At 74.2% G+C, this 21,216-nt stretch carries 17 protein-coding genes and 1 riboswitch; of the genes, 4 read left to right on the plus strand and 13 right to left on the minus strand.

What is annotated here, in order from left to right:
- From cobI to IE225_RS28730, 7 genes are read right to left on the minus strand one after another with little or no spacing between them, the layout of a single operon-like run.
- Window positions 1–732: a precorrin-2 C(20)-methyltransferase gene (gene cobI / locus IE225_RS28700; RefSeq protein ID WP_190060552.1), complete on the minus strand. Its 732-nt coding sequence runs from the start codon at window positions 730–732 to the stop codon at window positions 1–3.
- Window positions 729–2,084 (minus strand): cobyrinic acid a,c-diamide synthase CobB, encoded by a 1,356-nt coding sequence (locus tag IE225_RS28705; RefSeq protein WP_190060553.1) that lies wholly within the window; start codon window positions 2,082–2,084, stop codon window positions 729–731. The genes cobI and IE225_RS28705 overlap by 4 nt, the downstream gene beginning before the upstream one ends.
- Entirely contained in the window at window positions 2,078–2,677 is a 600-nt protein-coding gene (gene cobO / locus IE225_RS28710; RefSeq protein WP_190060554.1) for a cob(I)yrinic acid a,c-diamide adenosyltransferase, read from the minus strand. The genes IE225_RS28705 and cobO overlap by 7 nt, the downstream gene beginning before the upstream one ends.
- Complete coding sequence (locus IE225_RS28715) at window positions 2,677–4,731, minus strand: putative cobaltochelatase (protein ID WP_190060555.1); 2,055 nt, start codon at window positions 4,729–4,731, stop codon at window positions 2,677–2,679. The genes cobO and IE225_RS28715 overlap by 1 nt, the downstream gene beginning before the upstream one ends.
- Window positions 4,728–8,381: a cobaltochelatase subunit CobN gene (gene cobN, locus IE225_RS28720; RefSeq protein WP_190060556.1), complete on the minus strand. Its 3,654-nt coding sequence runs from the start codon at window positions 8,379–8,381 to the stop codon at window positions 4,728–4,730. Before cobN ends, IE225_RS28715 begins: the two co-directional genes overlap by 4 nt.
- Window positions 8,378–9,886 (minus strand): cobyric acid synthase, encoded by a 1,509-nt coding sequence (locus IE225_RS28725; RefSeq protein ID WP_190060557.1) that lies wholly within the window; start codon window positions 9,884–9,886, stop codon window positions 8,378–8,380. The genes cobN and IE225_RS28725 overlap by 4 nt, the downstream gene beginning before the upstream one ends.
- A complete protein-coding gene (locus tag IE225_RS28730; protein WP_190060558.1) occupies window positions 9,883–10,911 on the minus strand; it encodes a cobalamin biosynthesis protein in 1,029 nt (342 codons plus the stop codon). Before IE225_RS28730 ends, IE225_RS28725 begins: the two co-directional genes overlap by 4 nt.
- Before the next feature lie 126 nt (window positions 10,912–11,037).
- Window positions 11,038–11,110, minus strand: a riboswitch (cobalamin riboswitch).
- Between the two features lie 220 nt (window positions 11,111–11,330).
- Between IE225_RS28730 and IE225_RS28735 the strand changes: the two genes are divergently transcribed.
- The gene (locus IE225_RS28735; RefSeq protein ID WP_190060559.1) at window positions 11,331–11,528 is read left to right on the plus strand and encodes a DUF397 domain-containing protein; all 198 of its coding nucleotides are present in this window, start codon (window positions 11,331–11,333) and stop codon (window positions 11,526–11,528) included.
- A 257-nt stretch (window positions 11,529–11,785) separates the two neighbouring features.
- Here the strand turns inward: IE225_RS28735 and IE225_RS28740 are convergent, their stop codons facing one another.
- From IE225_RS28740 to IE225_RS28760, 5 genes are all read right to left on the minus strand, one after another.
- Window positions 11,786–12,193 carry a hypothetical protein gene (locus IE225_RS28740; protein ID WP_229880149.1) on the minus strand — a complete coding sequence of 136 codons (408 nt, stop codon included), beginning with the start codon at window positions 12,191–12,193 and terminating at the stop codon, window positions 11,786–11,788.
- A 166-nt stretch (window positions 12,194–12,359) separates the two neighbouring features.
- Window positions 12,360–13,217, minus strand: coding sequence for a helix-turn-helix domain-containing protein (locus IE225_RS28745; protein ID WP_190060561.1), 858 nt, complete (start codon window positions 13,215–13,217; stop codon window positions 12,360–12,362).
- Window positions 13,218–13,653: 436 nt separating this feature from the next.
- Entirely contained in the window at window positions 13,654–13,881 is a 228-nt protein-coding gene (locus tag IE225_RS28750; RefSeq protein ID WP_190060562.1) for a hypothetical protein, read from the minus strand.
- Between the two features lie 110 nt (window positions 13,882–13,991).
- Window positions 13,992–15,278: an inorganic phosphate transporter gene (locus tag IE225_RS28755; RefSeq protein ID WP_190060563.1), complete on the minus strand. Its 1,287-nt coding sequence runs from the start codon at window positions 15,276–15,278 to the stop codon at window positions 13,992–13,994.
- 22 nt (window positions 15,279–15,300) lie between these two features.
- A complete protein-coding gene (locus IE225_RS28760; protein ID WP_190060564.1) occupies window positions 15,301–16,206 on the minus strand; it encodes a lysozyme in 906 nt (301 codons plus the stop codon).
- A gap of 338 nt (window positions 16,207–16,544) precedes the next feature.
- Here IE225_RS28760 and IE225_RS28765 point away from each other — a divergent pair, with 338 nt between their 5' ends.
- From IE225_RS28765 to IE225_RS28775, 3 genes are all read left to right on the plus strand, one after another.
- Window positions 16,545–17,318 (plus strand): class II aldolase/adducin family protein, encoded by a 774-nt coding sequence (locus IE225_RS28765; protein ID WP_190060565.1) that lies wholly within the window; start codon window positions 16,545–16,547, stop codon window positions 17,316–17,318.
- Window positions 17,319–17,472: 154 nt separating this feature from the next.
- Entirely contained in the window at window positions 17,473–18,597 is a 1,125-nt protein-coding gene (locus tag IE225_RS28770; RefSeq protein WP_190060566.1) for an alpha/beta hydrolase, read from the plus strand.
- A 209-nt stretch (window positions 18,598–18,806) separates the two neighbouring features.
- Window positions 18,807–20,204 (plus strand): hypothetical protein, encoded by a 1,398-nt coding sequence (locus IE225_RS28775; RefSeq protein ID WP_190060567.1) that lies wholly within the window; start codon window positions 18,807–18,809, stop codon window positions 20,202–20,204.
- Window positions 20,205–20,515: 311 nt separating this feature from the next.
- Here the strand turns inward: IE225_RS28775 and IE225_RS28780 are convergent, their stop codons facing one another.
- Window positions 20,516–20,929: a VOC family protein gene (locus IE225_RS28780; protein WP_190060568.1), complete on the minus strand. Its 414-nt coding sequence runs from the start codon at window positions 20,927–20,929 to the stop codon at window positions 20,516–20,518.
- Window positions 20,930–21,216: the final 287 nt, after the last annotated feature.

Below are 21,216 nucleotides of genomic sequence, written 5' to 3' on the forward strand. Positions count from 1 at the left end.
TCACAGCTTGCCGCCCCGGCCGCCGTCGCGCCGCGCGGGCGCGATCAGGGTCGACAGGTACGGCAGGGGAGCGCCGTCGAGGTCGGCGGCCGGCCGGATCGACTCCTCCGGCAGCCCCAGCGCCGACCCCCACACCGCGTCCCGCAGCCGCCCGGTCTCGGCGAGCGCCTCGGCGACCTCGCGGGCCTGCCGCCCGAACTTGTACGCCACCACGGTCCCCGGCCCGGCCAGGGCGTCCTTGAGCACGGCCGACCCCGCGGTCACCGGCACCAGCGTCAGCGGCTCGGTCCCCTCGGTGAGCACCGCCCCCGACCGCGCCGCGAGGTCCTGCATCGCGGTGATGCCCGGCACGGTCTCCACGGTCACGTCCGCGACCAGCCCGGCGACCGTCTGCGCCAAATAAGTGAAGGTCGAGTACACGTTCGGGTCGCCGATCGTCGCGAACGCCACCGTGCCGTGCTCCCGCAGCAGCGCCGCCACCCGCTCGCCGGCCGCGTCCCAGGCGGCCTCGCGCCGGGCCCGGTCGGACCGCTCGTTCAGCGCGAACACCACCCGGACCACCTTCTCCCGCGGCACGTAGTGCAGCACGGTCGCCTCGGCCCGCCCCCGCTCGCCCGTGTCCATCACCGGCACGACCACCACGTCGGCGGCCCGCAGGGCGTTCACACCCTTCACGGTCACCAGCTCCGGATCGCCGGGACCCACCCCGACCCCGATCAGCCTGCTGCTCATGACGTCCGGCACCTCTCCACGAACCGACGGGCCACACCGGGCTCGGAGGCCCAGTGCGTGTGCAGGTAACTCGCGTGCACACCGCGCTCCACGAAGCCCTCGACCCGCGGCCGCGGGCCCCGCAGCCCCCACGCGGGGGCCCCACCGGCGCCGGGCTCCACGACGGTCCGGTGGAACTCGTGCCCCCGCATCCGCGTCCCCGCCGGGGCCAGCACACTGTCCCCGACGGCCACCGCCTCCCGGTAGCCGAGCGTCAGCCGCTCCGTCATCCGGGCGGTGGCGTCCAGCACCCCGCACATCGGCCGCCCGTCCAGCTCCCGGCACAGGTACAGCAGCCCGGCGCACTCGGCGGCCACCGGGGCCCCGCTCCACGCCAGCTCCGCCACGGCCTTGCGCAGCGGCTCGTTGGCGGACAGCTCCGCGGCGTACACCTCCGGGAACCCGCCGCCGATCACCAGCCCGCGCGTCCCCTCCGGCAGGTGCTCGTCACGCAGCGGGTCGAAGACGGCGACCTCCGCGCCGGCCGCGCGCAGCAGCTCCGCGTGCTCGGCGTAGGAGAAGGTGAACGCCTCCCCGCCGGCCACCGCCACGACCGTACGCTCCCGCACGGTGACCGCGGGCGGCTCCCACGCCGCGCCCGGCACCGCGCCCGCACCGCGCGCCAGCGCCAGCAGCGCCTGAAGGTCGCACCCGGCGGCCACCTGCGCGGCCATCGCCGCCACCGCCTCCACGGCCTGCGCCCGCCGCTCGGCCACCGGCACCAGCCCCAGGTGCCTCGACGGCATATCCACCTGCGGCGCCCGCCGCAGCACCCCCAGCACCGGCACCCCCGAGGAGTCCAGCGCCTCCCGCAGCAGCGCCTCGTGCCGGTCGGAGCCGACCTTGTTCAGGATCACGCCCCCGATCCGCACCTGCGGGTCCCACGACGCGAACCCGTGCACCAGCGCCGCCACCGACCGCGACTGCGCCGACGCGTCGACGACCAGCACCACCGGCGCCCGCAGCAGCTTGGCGACCTGCGCGGTCGACGCCAGCTCACCCGCGCCCGCGGCCCCGTCGTACAACCCCATCACGCCCTCCACGACGGCGAGGTCGCAGCCTCGCGCCCCGTGCAGGAACAGCGGGCCGATCAGCTCCGGACCGCACAGGTAGGCGTCGAGGTTGCGCCCGGGACGGCCGGTGGCCAGCGCGTGGTAGCCGGGGTCGATGTAGTCCGGCCCGACCTTGTGCGGGGACACGGCCAGCCCCCGCGCGGCGAACGCGGCCATCAGCCCCGTGGCCACGGTGGTCTTGCCGCTGCCCGAACAGGGCGCGGCGACGACCAGCCGGGGCACCGACGCCGTCGTCACCACTCGATGCCCTTCTGACCCTTCTGCCCGACGTCCATCGGGTGCTTCACCTTGGACATGTCGGTGACCAGATCGGCCGCCTCGACCAGCTTCTCCGGCGCGTTGCGCCCGGTGATCACCACATGCTGGGTGCCCGGCCGGTCCCGCAGCACCTCCACGACCTCGTCGACGTCCACCCACCCCCAGTGCAGCGGGTAGGCGAACTCGTCCAGCACGTACAGCCGGTACGTCTCGGCGGCCAGGTCGCGCTTGACCTGCTCCCACCCCTCACGGGCCTTCTGCTCGTTGTCGAGCTGCGCGTCGCGCTGCACCCAGGACCAGCCCTCGCCCATCTTGTGCCACACGACGCTCCCGCCCTCGCCGGAGTCGCCCAGCACCCGCAGCGCCCGCTCCTCGCCGACCCGCCACTTCGCCGACTTGACGAACTGGAACACCCCGATCGGCCACCCCTGGTTCCAGGCGCGCAGCGCCAGCCCGAAGGCCGCCGTCGACTTGCCCTTGCCGACCCCGGTGTGCACGATCACCAGCGGCCGGTTGCGCCGCTGACGGGTCGTCAGACCGTCGTCCGGTACGACGCTCGGCTGTCCCTTCGGCATTACGCGGCCCTCCTCGACGTCCCCTGCACATCCCTGACCAGCCCGGCGATCGAGTCGGCCCGCAACTCGTCCAACGTCACCGCCGTACCGCCGAGTTCACCCGCGAGCCGCCCGGCCAGCCCCAGCCGCACCGGCCCCGACTCGCAGTCCACGACCACGGAGGCGACGCCCTCGGCGGCGAACAGCCGCGCGGCCCGCGAGGCCGGCGCCACCGGCTCGGGCCCACCCGTCGCCCGGCCACCACCCCGGCCGGAGGCGCTGCGCGCCGCCCCTCCGTCTGTCGCCCGCCCGTCGGTCACCACCACCAGCAGCGCCCGCCGCGCCGGGTCCCGCAGCCGCTCGACCCGCAGCACCTCGTGGGCGCGCAGCAGCCCGGCGGCCAGCGGGGTCCGGCCACCGGTGGGCAGCGACTCCAGACGGGCCGCCGCCGCGTCCACGGAGGAGGTCGGCGGCAGCGCGACCTGCGCGTCCTTCCCGCGGAAGGTCACCAACCCCACCTTGTCGCGCCGCTGGTAGGCGTCCAGCAGCAGCGACAGCACGGCGCCCTTGACGGCACTCATCCGCTGCCGCGCCGCCATCGACCCGGAGGCGTCCACGACGAACAGCACGAGATTGCCCTCACGACCCTCCCGCACCGCCTGCCGCAGGTCGTCCCGGCGCACCACCAGACCAGGGCCGGAGCGGCCCCGCGCCCTCTGATGCGGGGCGGCCGCCTGCACGGTCGCGGCCAGGTGAAGCTTGGTGAGGACACCCCGGGGGCGGCGAGCCCCGGTGGTGCGCCCGTGCTCGGTCCGGGCCCGTGAGCGCCGGCCCGCGACGCCCTCACCGACGCCGGGCACGCTCAGCACCCTGGTACGAAAGGGCTCGGCGGCCCGGACGGGCGCCTGCTCACCGCCACCGGAAACCTGCGGTTCGCCGCCCTCGCCGGCCTCGGGGCGCGCGGAGGCGTCACCGTCGCCCGCGGGCCCGTCCTGCGGCGGCCGGCCACCGCCCCCGCCGCCCGGACCGTCCGGGTCGGGGTCGTCGTCACCGTCGCCCTCGGAGTCGGCGAACTGCTCCAGCGTCTCGTCGAGCTTGTCCTCGTCCAGGCCCGGCGCATCGAACGGATTGCGGCGCCGCCGGTGCGGCAGCGCCAGCAGCGCCGCCTGCCGCACGTCCTCGGCGAGCACGTCGGTCCGCCCGGCCCACGCGGCCAGCGCGGTCGCGGTGCGGGCCATCACGATGTCGGCGCGCATGCCGTCCACCTCGAAGGCGGCACAAGTCGCCGCGATCTGCTTGAGCGCCCCGTCGCCGAGGCGCACCTGCGGCAGCAGCTCCCGCGCCGCCGCGATCCGCCGCCGTACGGCGGCCTCCTCGTCCGCCCACCGCGCGGCGAAGGCGGCCGGGTCGGCGTCGTAGGCGAGGCGCCGCCTGACGACCTCGACGCGCTGCTCGGGTTCCCGGGAAGCCTTCACCTCGACGGTCAGCCCGAACCGGTCCAGCAACTGCGGCCGCAGCTCGCCCTCCTCGGGGTTCATGGTCCCGACGAGCAGGAACCGGGCCGCGTGCCGCACGGAGACGCCCTCGCGCTCGACGTAGGAGGCGCCCATCGCGGCCGCGTCCAGCAGCAGGTCGACGAGGTGGTCGTGGAGGAGGTTGACCTCGTCGACGTAGAGGATGCCGCGGTGCGCCTCGGCCAGCAGGCCCGGCTCGAACGCCTTCACGCCCTCCGCGAGGGCGCGCTCGATGTCCAGGGCGCCGACCAGCCGGTCCTCGGAGGCACCGACCGGCAACTCGACCATCCGCGCGGGGCGCCGGGTGCCCGGACCCGGCTCGTGCGGCCCGTCCGGGCACGCCGGGTCGGGGGAGGCCGGGTCGCAGGAGAAGCGGCAGCCGGGGACGACGTCCACCTCGGGCAGCAGCGCCGACAGGGCGCGCACGGCCGTCGACTTGGCGGTGCCCTTCTCGCCGCGCACGAGGACTCCGCCGACGGCCGGACTCACCGCGTTGAGGAGCAGCGCCAGGCGGAGGTCGTCCTGGCCGACGACGGCCGTGAACGGGAACGGGGTGGTCACTTCTCGTCGCCTTCCAAGTCGCCTTCCAGTTCCAGGTAAGTGGCGCGCAGCCGCTCCAGCGTGTCCGCGTCCGGCTCCGCCCACAGACCGCGGTCCGCCGCCTCCAGCAAGCGTTCGGTGATGCCTCTCAGAGCCCAAGGGTTGGACTTCCGCATGAAGTCCTGGTTCTCCGGTGAGAACACGTATTCCGACGCCAGCTTCTCGTACATCCAGTCGTCGACCACGCCGGCCGTCGCGTCGTACCCGAACAGGTAGTCCACCGTGGCCGCCATCTCGAAGGCGCCCTTGTAGCCGTGCCGCCGCATCGCCGCCATCCAGCGCGGGTTGACCACCCGGGCGCGGAAGACGCGGTGGGTCTCCTCGCCCAGCGTGCGGGTCTTCACCTGGTCCGGTACGGCGCTGTCGCCCACGTACGCCTCGGGGTTCGCGCCGGTCAGGTGCCGCACCATGGCGACCATGCCGCCGTGGTACTGGAAGTAGTCGTCCGCGTCCGCGATGTCGTGTTCTCTCGTGTCCACGTTCTTGGCGGCGACGGCGATCCGTGTGAACGCCCGCTCCATGTCCCCGCGCGCCGCCCGCCCGTCGAGGCCGCGCCCGTAGGCGTAGCCGCCCCACACGGCGTACACCTCGGCGAGGTCCGCGTCCGAGCGCCAGTTGCGGGCGTCGATCAGCGGCAGCAGGCCGGCGCCGTACGCCCCCGGCTTGGAGCCGAAGATGCGGGCGGTGGCCCGGCGCCGGTCGCCGTGCTCGGCGGTGTCCTGCTCGACGTGCGCGCGCACGTAGTTCATGTCGCCGGGCTCGTCCAGCTCCGCCACCGCCCGCACCGCGTCGTCGATCAGCCCCACCACGTGCGGGAAGGCGTCCCGGAAGAAGCCGGAGATGCGCACCGTGACGTCGATGCGGGGCCGGCCCAGCTCCTCCAGCGGGACGATCTCGAAGCCGGTCACGCGGCGCGAGGCGTCGTCCCACACCGGGCGGCAGCCCAGCAGGGCGAGGATCTCGGCGATGTCGTCGCCCTGGGTGCGCATCGCGGAGGTGCCCCACACCGTCAGGCCGACGGACTTCGGGTACTCCCCGGTGTCCTGCAGGTACCGCGCCACCAGGGAGTCCGCGAGCGACTGGCCGACCTCCCAGCTCAGCCGGGACGGGATGGCCTTGGGGTCGACGGAGTAGAAGTTCCGGCCGGTGGGCAGCACGTTGACCAGCCCGCGCGTCGGCGAACCCGACGGCCCGGCGGGGACGTAGCCGCCCTCCAGGGCCCGCAGGATGTGCCCGATCTCGTCCGTGGTGCGGGCGAGCCGCGGCACGACCTCGGTGCAGGCGAACTCCAGCACCGCGGCCGCGTCGGGGAGTTCGGTGCCGAGCACGTCCCGCAGCACGCCGGGCGCGGCCGCCGCCTCCCAGCCGCGCTCCTCCAGCGCCTCGGCGATGCGCCGGCACAGCTGCTCCAGCAGGTCGATCGCGTCGGAGGCGGTCCGGGCCGGGCCGTCCACCAGGTCGGTCAGTTCCACCGGCACCTTCACGGGCGCGCCGGGCTCGGCCAGCAGTTCCTTCTCCACCAGCCCGAAGTGCGCGGCCAGCGACGCCCGCAGCCCCGGCAGGGCGCCGGCCTGCCCGCCCCAGACCTGCGCGGCGCGCAGCACGGCCAGCACGAGGTTGACGCGCGGTTCGCCGACCGGGCCGCCGCCCAGGATGTGCAGGCCGTCGCGGATCTGCACGTCCTTGATCTCGCACAGGTAGCCGTCGATGTGCATGACGAACTCGTCGAACTCGTCGTCGTCCGGCTGTTCGTCGACGTGCAGGTCGTGGTGCAGCTCGGCGGCCCGCACGAGCGTCCAGATCTGGCTGCGCACCGCCGGCGCCTTGGCCGGGTCCAGGTCGCTGACCAGCGCGTACTCGTCGAGGAGCTGCTCCAGCTTCGCGAGGTCGCCGTAGGTGTCCGCGCGGGCCATCGGCGGCACCAGGTGGTCGACGACGGTGGCGTGGCCGCGCCGCTTGGCCTGGGTGCCCTCGCCGGGGTCGTTGACGATGAACGGGTAGACCAGCGGCAGGTCGCCCAGCACCGCGTCGGGTGCGCAGCCGGCGCTCAGGCCCAGGCCCTTGCCGGGCAGCCACTCCATGGTGCCGTGCTTGCCCATGTGCACGATCGCGTCGGCGCCGAAGCTGTTCTCCAGCCAGCGGTAGGCCGCCAGGTAGTGGTGGGAGGGCGGCATGTCGGGGTCGTGGTAGATGGCGATGGGGTTCTCGCCGAAGCCGCGCGGCGGCTGGATCATCACGACGACGTTCCCGAACTGCAGGGAGGCGAGCACGATGTCGTCGCCGTCGACGTAGAGGCCGCCCGGCGGTTCGCCCCACGCCTCGACCATGGCCGCGCGCAGCTCCGGGTCGAGCTTGTCGAACCAGGCCCGGTAGTCGGCGAGCGGCACCCGTGCGGGCGCGGCGGCCAGCTGCTCCTCGGTGAGCCATTCCACGTCGTGGCCGCCGGCCTCGATGAGCCGGTGGATCAGCTCGTCACCGTTGTCCGGGTGGCCGTCGACGGTGTAGCCGGCGTCCCGCAGCGCGTCGAGGACCCGTACCGCCGAGGCGGGCGTGTCCAGGCCGACCGCGTTGCCGACGCGGGAGTGCTTGGTGGGGTAGGCGGTGAAGACCAGCGCGATCTTCTTCTCGGCGTTCGGCTTGTGCCGCAGCCGGGCGTGCTTGACGGCGAGTCCGGCGACGCGGGCGGCCCGCTCGGGGTCGGCGACGTAGACGGGCACCTCGTCCTCGCCCTGCTCCTTGAAGGAGAACGGGACGGTGATCAGACGGCCGTCGAACTCGGGGATGGCGACCTGCATCGCGGCGTCCATGGGGGACAGGGCGGCGTCCGACTCCTCCCACGCGGCGCGCGGGGTGGTCAGGCACAGCCCCTGCAGGATCGGCACGTTCAGTTCGGCCAGGGCTCCGATGTCCCAGGCCTCCTCGTCCCCGCCGGCCGAGGCCTGCGAGGCGTGCGTGCCGCCGGCGGCGAGGACGGTGGCGACCAGGGCGTCGGCCCGGCCCAGCAGCTCGTACAGCGCGGGGTCGGCGCCGCGCAGCGAACCGCAGTACACCGGCAGGGCGTTGGCGCCGTGCGCCTCGATCGCGTCGCACAGCACGTCCACGAAGGCGGTGTTGCCGCTCAGTTCGTGCGCCCGGTAGAACAGCACGCCGACCGTCGGGCGGCCCGCCACCTGCGGGCGTTCGCCGTGCACGCCGAACTCCGGCATGGGCTGCGGCGGTTCGAAGCCCTCGCCGGTGAGCAGCACGGTGTCGGACAGGAACCGGGCGAGTTCCCGCAGGTTGGCGGGTCCGCCCTCGACCAGGTACTTCAGCGCTTCGGCGACGACGCCGGCGGGCACGGTCGACTCGGCCATCAGCTCGGCGTCCGGCACGCTCTCGCCGCCCAGCAGTACGGCCGGCACGCCGGACGCCTTCAGCGCGGCCAGCCCGTCCTCCCAGGCGCGCTTGCCGCCCAGCAGCCGTACGACGGCGACGTCCGCGCCGTCGAGCAGCGCCGGCAGGTCGCGGGCGACGTCGACGCGGGTGGGGTTGCCGATCCGGTAGGACGCGCCGGAGGCGCGGGCCGCCAGCAGATCGGTGTCGGCGGTCGACAACAACAACACTGTGCTCATGCGGGCGCTCCCGGGGGAATGAAAGGCAGTCCTTGCGGCGCGCCCGACTCGATGAGCCGCCACAGCGCGTCCGTGTCCGCGTGCTGTTCGATCAGGTCGCCGAGCCGGTCGAGCTGTTCCTCGCGCAGCGCGGCGAACGACGTGTCGGGGGCCGGGGTGAAGCGGCGGCCCGCGGCGGCGGCGACCTCGCGCAGGAAGGCGCGCCGGAAGCCGTCCGACTCCAGCGAGCCGTGCCAGTGGGTGCCCCAGACGGCGCCGACCCGGCAGCCGTCCAGGAAGGGTTCGCCGCCGGTGACGTCGGCGACGCCGTGGTGGATCTCGTAGCCCTCCACGTGCTCGCCGAGCGCCTCGCCGGCCGGCCGGGCGAGGGTCTTCTCGCGGGCGAAGCGGACGCGTACGGGCAGCAGTCCGAGGCCGTCGACGTGGCCTTGGCGGCTCTCCACCTCGTCCTCGATGTGCTCGCCGAGGATCTGAAACCCGCCGCAGATGCCGAGGACGGGGCGTCCCTCGGCCGCCCGGCGCCGGATCGTCTCCGCCAGGCCGCGCTCGCGCAGCCACTGCAGTGCCCGCACGGTGCCGCGGGTGCCCGGGATCACCACCAGGTCGGCGTCGGCCAGTTCCTCCGGCCGGTCCACGAACCGCACCACCACGCCCGGTTCGGCGGCCAGCGCGTCGACGTCCGTGAAGTTGGACATCAGCGGGATCGCGCAGACGGCGACCCGCAGCACGTCCGCGCCGACGGGTGGGGCGACCACCGACTCGCGCACGGCGCCGCGCAGCGACACCGCCATCCCGTCCTCCTCGTCGATGCCGAGGCCGTGCCGGAAGGGCAGCACGCCGTAGGCGGGCCGTCCGGTGAGGTCGCGCAGCATGTCCAGGCCGGGTTCCAGCAGCGACACGTCGCCGCGGAACTTGTTGACGAGGAACCCGGCGACCAGCTCCTGGTCCTCGCGCGAGAGCAGGGCGAGGGTGCCGAAGAAGGAGGCGAAGACGCCGCCGCGGTCGATGTCGCCGACGACGAGCACGGGCAGCCGGGCGTTGCGGGCGATGCCCATGTTGACGATGTCGGTGCGGCGCAGGTTGATCTCGGCCGGGCTGCCCGCCCCCTCGCAGATCACCGCGTCGTACGTGGCCCGCAACTCGGCCAGGCAGTCCAGCACGGTGCCGAGGAGCTGTTGCTGCCGCCCGCCGTGGTAGCCGCGCGCGCTCAGCTCGCCCACCGGCCTGCCCAGCAGCACGACCTGGCTGCTGTGCTCGCCGCCGGGCTTGAGCAGCACCGGGTTCATCAGCGCGGTCGGCTCGATGCGGCACGCCTGGGCCTGCATGGCCTGGGCCCGGCCGATCTCGGCGCCTTCGCGCGTGACGAAGGAGTTGAGGGACATGTTCTGCGCCTTGAACGGCGCCACCTTCACGCCCTGCCGCACCAGCCACCGGCAGATCCCGGCGGTGACCACGCTCTTGCCGGCGTCGGAGGTGGTACCGGCGACCAGCAGACCCCCGCTCATGCCTCACGTCCCTTCGTCGCCAACCGTGTCACCAGCCGTCGTGTCACCGGCCGCCGCGTCATCAGCCGTCGTGTCACCGGCTGTCGCGTCACCAGCCGTCGGGTCAGCGCGCGTCCGGTGACGCACGCGCCGAATGCCAGCCAGCCGACGCGCCGGGAGAGCCGTACGGCCCGTTCGATGTCGTCCACCCGCACGGCGCGCCCGCCGGGGTTGAGCACCGGCCGGTGCTCGACGCGGCCGCCGTAGGACAGCGTGCCGCCGAGCCGCACGCCGAGCGCGCCCGCGAACGAGGCCTCCACGGGCCCGGCGTTGGGGCTCGGGTGCCGGGCGGCGTCCGCGCGCCAGGCGCGGACGGCACCGCGCGGGTCCGGCCCGGCCAGGGCCGCGAGCGCGGCGGTCAGCCGGGCGCCCGGCCAGCCGGCGAGGTCGTCCAGGCGGGCGGAGGCCCAGCCGAAGCGCGCGTAGCGGGGCGAGCGGTGGCCGACCATGGCGTCCAGCGTGTTCACGGCCCGGAAGCCGACCAGCCCCGGCACTCCGGCCACGGCCCCCCACACCAGGGCGCCGACCACCGCGTCGGAGGTGTTCTCGGCGACGGACTCGACGACGGCGCGGGCGATCCCGTCGGCGTCCAGGGCGTGCGGGTCGCGGCCGCACAGGTGCGGCAGCCGGGCGCGCGCGGCCTCGACGTCGCCCGCCTCCAGGGCGCGGCCGACGGTGCGCGCCTCGCGGGCCAGCGAGGTGCCGCCGACGACCGCCCAGGTGGCGGCCGCGGTCAGCGCGACGGAGGCAGTACGGGAGGCGCGTACGGAGCGGGCGGCCACGGCCGCGAGCGCCACGGCGCCGCCGGCGCACACCGCGGTGTGCAGGGCGCCCCAGCCGCGGTGGTCCCGCCACAGGACCTGCTCCACGGCGCCGGCGGCACGTCCGAACAGGGCGACCGGATGCCCGCGGCGCGGATCGCCGAGGAGCAGGTCACCGAGGAGGCCGGCGGCGGCGCCGTACGCGTGGACGCGATCGGCACCCATCGGCTCAGCCGACCGGGACGTGCGCAAGGGGCAGGGCTCGGTCCGGTGGGCTCAAACGGCAGGCGCGCATCGCGGTATGTCCTCACTCAGGGTGTCCACGCCCTGGTTCGACGAGACCGGCGGTGAGAGTTCCTGGCTCCCGGGGAACGCCTCCCCGGTCACAGTGGCGGGACCGCGCCGGACTCGCACCGGCTTCCTCTCGCTCCGCCGTACATGGCTCAGGCAGTCCACCACGCCTGTTCGACGGCCGTCAACTTGCCGCTGACCTGGGAAGGGAGATTGTGCTGAGGCCCACAGCGGAGGGGAACCATGCCGGTTTTCGACCTAGGCGGCCCCAACGGACTCGCCTAAACTGGGACATTGCAAACTCCGGGCGGTCCAACGCGGGGGGACGCCGGGTCTCGCCAGGGGAGGTCGGTGTGGAGCGTCCGGACTCGGCCACGCTGCGCTGGTGCGTCAGCAGCCACAGTGACAGCGGTACATGCGTCGAAGTGGCGGTGGCAGCGGAGGCGGTGTTCGTCCGTCACTTCTGGAACCGGATCGCGGGACACATCGCGGTGTCCCGGGATGCGTGGCAGGCGTTTGTGGACGCGCTGGGCTCTTCCGGTGCGGGGTGAGGGGGAGGAAATGACGGGACACCAGTCGGCCGGATTGCGGCCCGAGGAAAGGGAGGCTGCCCGGGCCCCCGCTTCCGGGCAGTTGTCGGCCCCGGGCCTTGTGGCCCTCTGTGTACTCGGCGGTGTCGTTGCCGCGTGCGTGGGCGCGGTAGCGGGTCTCCTGCTGCCCGAGGGGTGGACACGCACGCTGGTGTGGACCGTGGTGGCCACAGCGGTGGCGCTGTCCCTCGGATTCTGGCGAGGCCGTCGCGGACGGCTCATCGGTGGTCGCCGGAGGCCTGTTCCGGGACCACCGCCCGGCGGTCCGCGCTGAGGGTCGGCGGCTGCACGGGGACAGAGGTGCACTCACTCACCAGCCTGCCCATGCGCATGCTCAGACCTGTGACGAAGGACATGGCAGTGGCGACCAAGGAACCGGTCACCAGCGGTGACGTGATGCCGAGCATCCCTGCCACCAGGAGGAGCCCGCCCACGCAGGCGAGCACGGCGACAACACAGCCCGTGCAGCACATGAGCGCGTGTCGTAAAGACAGCCGGCTCTCCCGGGCCTGGGCCTGGAGCAGCCGGATCCAGTCGTCCGTGCGCTGTTTGTCGAGGCCGTTCATCCGGTCGGCCCATTCCTGACGCTCGATGGCCGCTCGGACGAGTCGGTCGTACGAATGCATCCCTGAAGAGGACGGAGGATCCGGATCCTCGCCCTCTCCTTGCTCCACTTCCGCCTCGGCGGTCGGCCCGGGGATGCGCACGACGGTGCGAACTCTTTGCCACCACTCCCGCGCGCCTGGCATGTCGCGACCTCCCCTCGGTGTCCCCGGGCACCCGGCCCGGCGATCAGGTGGTGTCGATTCCTTCCCTGACCCGGGTGATCAGGTCGATGCTGTGCTCGGTGTCGTAGGCGGTCTCCCGGAGCCACTCGAAGCACTCCTGGTACCGCACGATCAATTCGAAGTCGTCGCGGACCGTGGCGTCCCCGCGGTGCTCCATGTAGAGGAGGTCCTCGTCGTCGTGGAAGCCGAGCAGGACGAAGCTGGTCTGCGTCGCGTAGTGTGCGCCCGCCGTGAGCGGCAGCACCTGAAGAGAGACTCTCGGGCGTTGCGCCATGTTGACCAGGTGCTGGAGCTGGTTGCGCTGTACCTGCGGTCCGCCGACCTGTCGGTACAGCGCGGCCTCGTCCACGACGAAAAAGAGCCAAGGGGGCGGAGCGTCGCCTTCCAGGGTGCGCTCCTGCCGCGCGGTGCGGAGTTCGATGATGCGGCGGGCTCGCGCGTCGTCCGTCAGCGGTTTCAGCACGGCGGCCGCGTAGTCCTCGGTCTGCAGCAGACCCGGCATGATGACGGGGTGGTAGGTGCGGATGGACGCGGCGGCGCTCTCGTATCCGATGTACGACTTGAAGCCCGGCGTCATGATGTCGCTCCAAGGCGCCCACCAACTGGGCCCCTTGCTGCCCCGCGCAGCCTCTTCCAGTTCGGCCACCAGCTTCGGATCGGTCACTCCGTACTGCTGGATCAGCGCCCTGACGTCGGTGACGGAGACGCTGACCGTGCCGGCCTCAATGCGCATGATCTTCGACAGCGACCACTCCAGTGCCTGGGCGGCCTCCGTCTGCGTCTGGCCGGCTGCCTCGCGGGCCCTGCGCAACTCCAGCCGCAGTCTGCGGCGGTTCAAGCTCGGGTCGACTTCTCTGGGCATGGTGGCTCCCCTGGTGACTGTTCAGCGTCGACACATGCGGCGAGGCATGTCCCGTGGACGGCGCCTCGTGCCATACGTCTGAACGTCGCCTTCATTCTGCCATATGGCATTTCGCGAGGCTGCTGACGGACTTATATCACGCCATACGAGGTGTGAGGGTGTGGCCACTCTGCGGCTTGCGCGGGCGTGACAGGCGCTCGCCCAGCGCTGCGGAAGCATGCTCGGCGAGCGGTCGTGCGGGGCTGATGGGTGGCCGTGGGGCCACTGGGGTGAAGGAGAGGGCGAAACCCGCCCGGTGCGCGAGCCGGCCCGTCCGCAGGCGTGTACGGGGCGGAAGAACGAATCTGGCCGGATCGAGCCGGGAAGACGAACAAAGCGGCGTTCCCCGCCGAGGTGACTCGACGGGGAACGCCGCGCGAAGTGTGGTGGCCGGGCCTCAGCCCTTGGCCACGATCAGGTGGATGCCGTACGCCACCGCCGCCGCGCACGCGGCGAAGCAGACGTAGGCGCCGGCGGCCGCGAGGGCCGCGGAGCCGCCCTGGGCGGCGGCCCGCTCGCGGCGGGACAGGCCCGCGATGCCCAGGGTGAACAGGACCACGAGGCCCACGGTGACCGCGAGGCTGACGCCGAAGACGGAGCCGAGGGCCGCCCAGTCGATGGTCATGGTGCTTCTCTTCTCTTTCTCGGGTTCTCGGGCCTTCTCGGGCCCTCTCGGGCCTTCTCGGACTGCGCCGGGCTTTCAGGCTGTTCCGGGCTTCCTGCCGGCCGGCCGGGTCAGACGGCGGCGGCCGGGGGAGCGGTCGGCTCGGTCGTGGCGGCCGCCGGGGGAGCGGTGGCCTGGGCGGGGAACGTCACCGGGGGGTCACCGGCCTCGGCGTCGGCCGGGGCGGCCGAGGCGGCCGAGACGGTCGGGGGCGGGGTCACGGCGGCGATCGCCGTGGTCACCACGCCGGCCGGCTGCTCGACCTCGTTGACGTTGGTGTGGTCGACGACCTGGCGGCGGGAGACCAGCCAGATGCCGGCGCTGGAGGCGACCAGGAAGACGGCGACGAGCGCGGTGCCCCAGTCGCCGAGGCCCGTCAGCCACTCGGCGCCCGCACCCACCAGGGCGGCGGCCGGCAGCGTCAGCGCCCAGGCGACCAGCATCCGGGTCGCCGTCGACCAGCGGACCACGCCGCCCTTGCGGCCCAGGCCCGCGCCCATGACGGAGCCGGAGACGACGTGGGTGGTGGAGAGGGAGAAGCCCAGGTGCGAGGAGGCCAGGATGGCGGTGGCCGCGCTGGTCTGGGCGGCGAAGCCCTGCTGCGGGGCGAGGTCGGTCAGGCCCTTGCCCATGGTGCGGATGATGCGCCAGCCGCCCAGGTAGGTGCCGAGCGCGATCGCCAGGCCCGCGGAGAGGATCACCCAGGTGGGAGGGTCGGAGTCGGGCGCGACGGCGCCTCCGGCGACCAGGGCGAGGGTGATCACGCCCATCGTCTTCTGCGCGTCGTTCGTGCCGTGGGCCAGGGAGACCAGGCCGGCGGAGGCGATCTGCCCGACCCGGTAGCCCTTCTCGGCGGCCTTGCCGTCGGCCCTGCGGCCGAGGACGTAGGACAGGCGGGTGCCGGCCAGTGCGGCCACGCCCGCCACCACCGGGGCGGCCACCGCCGGCAGCAGCACCTTGGTGACGAGCGCGTCGCCATGCACCGCGCCGAAGCCGGCCGAGGCGACGGTCGCGCCGATCAGACCGCCCATGAGGGCGTGCGAGGAACTGGACGGCAGTCCGACCAGCCAGGTCAGCAGGTTCCAGAGGATCGCGCCGACAAGCGCGGCGAAGATGACCTCGGGACGGATGCCGCTTTCGTCGACGAGACCCTTGGAGATCGTGTTGGCGACCTCCACGGACAGGAAGGCGCCCACCAGGTTCAGGGCGGCGGACAGGGCCACCGCGACCTTGGGCCTGAGTGCCCCGGTCGAAATGGTGGTGGCCATCGCGTTCGCGGTGTCGTGGAAACCGTTCGTGAAATCGAACGCGAGAGCGGTGACCACCACTATCGCGAGGATCAGCGAGAAGCTTTCCATTTACCCAGGCAATCGTTCGAGGTCATTGGCGCGTCGACGGTAGGTAACCCGGGTGAACGGAAGATGAACTCAGGCGGTCGTCATGGTGTCCGTGGACTCTGGATTCTCCAGGGCCGCGCGCGAAGGCCCGCAGGCGGGCCGGGGAGCCGTTGAAGAGGTTCCGGTCGCCCGGCAGGCCGCCGCCGGTGCCGTACTGCCAGAACGTCCACGTCGACCAGCCGGCCGGCAGCGTCCCCGGACCGGATCCGTGCCGGGCGATCCACAGCGCGTGGTCCGCGCCGAACGCCCGGCTGCCGCCGGTGCACGTGTCCCACCAGTGGGCGGTCGTGTACAGGACGGGACGGCGGCCGGTCAGCCGCAGCACCTCGTCGCTGAACGCGCGGATCCAGGCGACCGTGCGCGCCCCGCTCAGGCCGTAGCACCCCTGCCTCCTGTCGTACGGCCCCTGCCTCCTGTCGTACGGGTTGTCCTCGAGGTCGAGCGCGGGCGGCAGCGTCCGGCCGTCCGGCCGCCAGGCGCCGCCGTGCCGCACGAAGAACGCCGCCTGCGCGGCGCCCGAGGACAGGTCCGGCCGCGCGAAGTGGTACGCCCCGCGGAGCAGGCCCGCCCGGAGCGCGCCGCCGTACTGCCGGGCGAAGTACGGGTTGCGGTAGCCGGTGGCCTCCGTCGCCTTGACGTACACGAACGACGCGCCCCGCGCCCGGGCCGCCGCCCAGTCGACGGCGCGCTGGTGCGAGGAGACGTCGTGTCCCTGCGGCAGCGTCCCGGCGGACGCCGGCGCCGCGGTGAGCGCGGTCGCCTGGACGGCCAGGGCGGCCAAGGCGGTCAGGGCGGTCAGGGCGGTGGACGCCGCGAGAGCGCGGGTGCGCCGGCGGCGGGACGGCGACGGGGTACCGGTTCCCTCGGTTTCCCCGGTGGCACGGGCCATGCTTCCCCCGATGAGCGACGGGTGCGGTGGGCGATGGGTGCGGTGAGCGGTGGCGGGTGTGGTGAACAGTGACGCATGTGACGGGTGTGACGGACGCGGTGCATGACGGACGTAGTGGGCGGCGGGCGGGATGAGGGCGGGCGCGGCGGAGCCCGGAGTCCGGGCGGAGCCCGAAGGACGCCCCGAGGCTACTTGAGGATCATCGGGATTCAGGTGATATCCGGCTGTATGCCGTGAAGAGGGCATACACCTGCGAATCGCCTTCCGGGTGGGGTACTCCTGGCGCGAAGTGCCGCCGCCCGGCAGCGAGTCGGACGCGTCCCTGGCAGGATCGCCGCATGGCCGACCAGTTGCGGGACCAGCGGAACGGACAGGACCTCCGGCAAGGCGTACAAGGCGTACCAGGCGCACAGGGCGCACAAGGCGCGCAGGACGCCGGACAGGCGCGGGGCGGAGCCGTGCGCGAGGAGGAGGCGCGCGCCTGGGCCGACCTCGTCGCCACGGCCCGCCGGACGGTGTCCGACGGGCTGGTCGTCGGCACCTCCGGCAACGTCTCCGTACGCGTCGGCGACCTCGTGCTGGTCACACCGTCCGGCGTCCCCTACGACCGGCTGACGGCCGACGACATCACCGGCGTCACACTCGACGGCCGGCAGGTGCTCGGCACCCTGGTCCCGACGAGCGAGCTCCCGATGCACCTCGCCGTCCACCGCCACACCGACGCCCGCGCCGTCGTGCACACCCACGCCGTGCACGCCACCGCCGTCTCCACGCTCGTCGACGAGCTCCCCACGATCCACTACATGACCGCCGCCCTCGGCGGGCCCGTCCGAGTCGCCCCCTACGCGACGTACGGCACGCAGGAGCTGGCCGAGAACATGCTCCGCGCCCTCGCCGGCCGCTCCGGCTGCCTGCTGCGGAACCACGGCACCGTCACCTACGGAGCCACCCTGGACCAGGCCTACGACCGCACGGCCCAGCTCGAGTGGATGTGCCGCCTGTGGCTGACCGCCTCGTCGGTCCCCGGCCTGACTCCGACCCTGCTGACCGGCGAGCAGCTGGCGGAGGTGGCGGAGCGGCTGCGGGGGTACGGGCAGCCGCCGCGGGGCTGACGGACGCGGTCCGCGGGGCCGCCCGGCGGCGCCCCCGCCGCAAACGCCGGGATTGAGGATCCCTCCCGCTGGAACCCGCTCTGGCATGTCCGGCATGTCATCCCGAGCTCTTGCCCCGCTGGCCGGTGACCGGGCCCGCCACGAGACTGGACCCATGCGCACCGTCAGAGCGGCGGCCGCGGCCGTCACCGTGGCGCTGGCCGCGGGGGCGGCCGGCGTGGCCGCCGGCCGTCTGGCCAGCGACGCCGCGCTCAAGGCGCCCCCGGGCCGGCCCCTGCCCACCGAGCCCCGGCTCACCGTGCACGGCACCGCCGCCGGCCGGATCACCCTCACCCGCGACCTGGCCTCCCTGCGCCCCGGCACCTACGGCCTGACCGGCGCCGGCGCCCACGCCGTGGTCGGACCCGTCCTCACCACCGCCCCGCACCCGGCCGACACCGTCGTCCGCCGTCTCGAACGCGTCGACCACGGCACCCTCACGGCCGGCGACAAGGTCTGGCTCACCCCCGCCCTGCACGTCGGCGATCCGCGCACCGCCCTCGGCCTGGACCACACCGACGTCGAGATCCGCACCGAACTCGGCCCGCTGCCCGCGTGGTTCGTGCCCGGCCCGCGCCACACCTGGATCATCACGGTGCACGGCCTCGGCGCCACCCGCGAACACCCCCTCAACCTCCTGGGGTTCCTGCACGGGCGCGGCTTCCCGGTGCTCGACCTCGCCTACCGCGGCGACCCCGGCGCGCCCCGCCCGTCCGACGGCCTGAACCACCTCGGCGAGACCGAGTGGCGCGACCTGGAGGAGGCCGTCCGCCACGCCCTGCGCTCCGGCGCCCAGCGGGTCGTCCTCTACGGCTGGTCCACCGGCGCCACCATGGCCCTGCGCACCGTCACCCGGTCGGACGTGGGGGAGTACGTCTCCGGGCTGGTGCTGGACTCGCCGGTGCTCAGCTGGGAGACGACGCTGCGCGCGCTGGCCGCGGCCCGCCGCACCCCGGGCGCGCTGCTGCCGCTCGCGGTCCGCGCCGCCCGCGGCCGCACCGGGCTCTACGGCGACCGCGCCGCCGCCGACGACCTGCCCCGGCTCACCGTGCCGACCCTCGTCTTCCACGGACCCGACGACACGGTGGCCCCCTGGCACCTCTCCCGCCGCCTCGCCGAGCTCAGCCCCAATCTGGTCGCCCTGCACACCGTCCGCCGGGCCCCGCACGCCGCGATGTGGAACGCCGACCCCGAGGCGTACGAGGAGGCGCTGCGCCGCTTCCTGACCCCGTTCATGTGACGCCCGCCACACGGGGTAGGGGGCGGTGTGCGGGCCCGGCGGGGGCGGCGGCGGTCCCGGCAGGACCGGTCGCCCCCATTCCGTTTGACGTCGCGCCGTTGACCGATTCCCCCCTCTCGTCCCCTGCTCGTCCGCCGCGTCGACCCCCTCCGCAGCCCGCCGTGACGTTCCGTTTGGGTTTTCGGACGGTCAACCGGAAGACTGCACCCGTGACGTCCCGTACTCCGCGCGACTCCAGACTTCGACTCGTCCGTCCGCGCCCGCTGGCCGCCGCCCCCAGAGCGGTGAACCAGCGACGCACCCGTCGCCCGGCACCCCGCCCGCCGGAGGGCACCCCGGCCCCCGCGGAGCTGGCCGGAATGGCACGCTCCGAACTGGCCGGCGCGGTCCGCGTCGCCCGCTGGGCCGACACCGCCCTCGGCCCCGGCCGGGCCGACGCCACCGCCGACGGCAAGGCCGTCCTGTCCGACGCGGCCGTCGAACGGGCGGCCCGGGAACTGGGCCTGAGCCCCGCTCAGGTCCGCGCCGACTGGGACACCGCGCGCCTCGCCGGACTCGTCGAGGTGCACGGCGGCCGCGCCCGGCCCGGCTGGCGGCTGCGCGCCTGGGACCGCGACGACAGCGCCGTCCTGCGCGGCTGGGTCGCCCTGTTCGACGCCTGGTCGCTCGCCCACCCCGAGCCCACCGGCCAGGAGCCCGCGGCCGTCGCCGAGGTCGTCTCGGCCATGCCCCAGGTCCTCTCCTTCCTCCAGCTCTCCGCCGGTCCCGTCCCGGTCGAGCAGCTCCTGGACCTGCTGGAGCAGCGGGTCACCGAGCTGCGCACCGAACGCTGCGAGATCACGTACGCGCCCCGGCCGGAGCCGAAGCAGCCCGAGGCGCCCGACGCCCCGCTCGCCCCCCTCCTCGACTGGGCCCTGCGCGCCCTCGCCGCCGTCGGCGCCCTCACCTACGGCGACGGCCAGGCCACGCTCACCCCGCTGGGCAACTGGGCGGTCTGGGTGAAGCTGGAGCAGATCTGCGTCGCCGCCCAGAGCCCCGCCGGCAACATCGAGGCCTCCGCCGAGGAGATGCTGCGCGGCTGCGCCCAGCTGCGTCCCCACGCCGCCCGCGCCGAGTACCGCGCCTGGCTCGCCGCCCGGCCCGTCGCCGGCGCCGTCTCCGAACTCCTGCGGGCCGCCCGCGGCGACGACGCCCTGCTGCGCGGTCTCGCCTTCGAGGCGCTGCGGGTCGTCGGCGCCCCCGCCGAGCCCGACGTGCGCGCCGTCGTCGACGAGCCCGCCCTGCGGCCGTACGCCCTGCTGTGGCTCGCCGAACACGACGGCGTCGACCCCGAGGACGCCCACGAGGTGCTCACCCGCGAGGAGGCCACCTGGCTGTGGGTCGACACCGCCGCCGCCGTCGCCGACCACGGCGAGGCCTCCATGCTCGTCCGGCACCTGGAGTCCGCGGTCCAGCCCACCGTGCCCGAGCTGCTGGAGGAGGTGCGCGCCGTCGGCCACCCCCGCACCGTCCAGGTCCTCGTCGCCCTCGCCGCCGCGCACCCCGACCCCGCCCTCGCCAAGGCCGTCCGCCGCGCCGCCTTCCAGGTCCACACGGGCGGGCACTGACCGCGACCGCCCGCGCGCGCTCGCGTGAGACGGGGACGGATGCGGGTCGGCTACGGCGTCACCGGCGTGCCGCCCGCGCGCGCCCGCGCGAGGCGGACGGACGGCGCGCCCCGCGCGGAGCGGACGGACGCCGGCGCCGCCGGGCGCGCCGCCGAGGAGCGGGGGAGAGGGGACGGCGACACCCGCGGCGCGTCCCCTCCCGTCCCGGGCCGGACCGCCCGGTGCAGTCCGTCCCCGAGCCGGACCGCCCGTCGCGGCCCGTCCCGGGACGGGCCCTGCGCCCCCGCCGCCCTGCGGGCGGTCGCGCGGGGTCAGCCGCCCGTCCCGGGCGCGTAGGTGCCGAAGCTCCAGACGTTGCCCTCCAGATCGCGGGCCATGTAGTCGCGGGAGCCGTAGTCCTGGTCCGTCGGGGGCATGAGGATCTCGGCGCCGTGCTCGACGGCCCGCCGGTGGTGGGCGTCGACGTCGTCCACCACGACGTACACCCCGCTCGGACCGGCGCCCTTCATCGCCGTGTCGAAGACGCCCCCGCGGCCCTTGGAACCGAGCATCACCATGCCGTTGCCCTGGACCAGTTCGGCGTGCACCACCGAGCCGTCCTCGCCCTCGTACACCGCGTGCTCCCTGAAACCGAAGGCCTCCGTGAGCTGCCGGATCGCGGCCTTGGCGTCCGCGTACAGCAGCGTCGGGCAGATGCCGGGGCGTCCGCCGTCCGTGCCTGCCATGCCGATCACTCCTTCGTGAGTCGGTGCCCGAAAGCGCCGGAAGGTGCCGGAAAGCACCACGGTCCGGCTCGCAGCCCAGTGTTGCACCGGCCACTGACATCGATGCCGATACGCGGGTTCCGCCGGCCGTGGCTCTGCCACTGACTGACGCCCCGCCAGGAAAAACGGACGTCGGCCCTCCCCCGGACGGGTCTCCGCCGGCCCTCCCGCGCCCGGAAAAACCGCTTGCGCCCCCCGGTAGACTGGCCGCATGGCCATTCTCCTAGCGCATTAGACGGCGGGACCCC

The organism is Streptomyces echinoruber, from assembly GCF_014651135.1.
GTDB classification, from domain to species: Bacteria; Actinomycetota; Actinomycetes; order Streptomycetales; family Streptomycetaceae; genus Streptomyces; species Streptomyces echinoruber.

Bases quoted from the DNA above. Each gene is read 5' to 3' on its own strand.
- IE225_RS28755 (WP_190060563.1), bottom strand. From the start codon at position 15,278: ATGGAAAGCTTCTCGCTGATCCTCGCGATAGTGGTGGTCACCGCTCTC.
- IE225_RS28770 (WP_190060566.1), top strand. From the start codon at position 17,473: ATGCGCACCGTCAGAGCGGCGGCCGCGGCCGTCACCGTGGCGCTGGCC.
- cobI (WP_190060552.1), bottom strand. From the start codon at position 732: ATGAGCAGCAGGCTGATCGGGGTCGGGGTGGGTCCCGGCGATCCGGAG.
- IE225_RS28780 (WP_190060568.1), bottom strand. From the start codon at position 20,929: ATGGCAGGCACGGACGGCGGACGCCCCGGCATCTGCCCGACGCTGCTG.
- IE225_RS28725 (WP_190060557.1), bottom strand. From the start codon at position 9,886: ATGAGCGGGGGTCTGCTGGTCGCCGGTACCACCTCCGACGCCGGCAAG.
- IE225_RS28740 (WP_229880149.1), bottom strand. From the start codon at position 12,193: ATGCATTCGTACGACCGACTCGTCCGAGCGGCCATCGAGCGTCAGGAA.
- cobN (WP_190060556.1), bottom strand. From the start codon at position 8,381: ATGAGCACAGTGTTGTTGTTGTCGACCGCCGACACCGATCTGCTGGCG.
- cobO (WP_190060554.1), bottom strand. From the start codon at position 2,677: ATGCCGAAGGGACAGCCGAGCGTCGTACCGGACGACGGTCTGACGACC.
- IE225_RS28765 (WP_190060565.1), top strand. From the start codon at position 16,545: ATGGCCGACCAGTTGCGGGACCAGCGGAACGGACAGGACCTCCGGCAA.
- IE225_RS28760 (WP_190060564.1), bottom strand. From the start codon at position 16,206: ATGGCCCGTGCCACCGGGGAAACCGAGGGAACCGGTACCCCGTCGCCG.
- IE225_RS28745 (WP_190060561.1), bottom strand. From the start codon at position 13,217: ATGCCCAGAGAAGTCGACCCGAGCTTGAACCGCCGCAGACTGCGGCTG.
- IE225_RS28730 (WP_190060558.1), bottom strand. From the start codon at position 10,911: ATGGGTGCCGATCGCGTCCACGCGTACGGCGCCGCCGCCGGCCTCCTC.
- IE225_RS28750 (WP_190060562.1), bottom strand. From the start codon at position 13,881: ATGACCATCGACTGGGCGGCCCTCGGCTCCGTCTTCGGCGTCAGCCTC.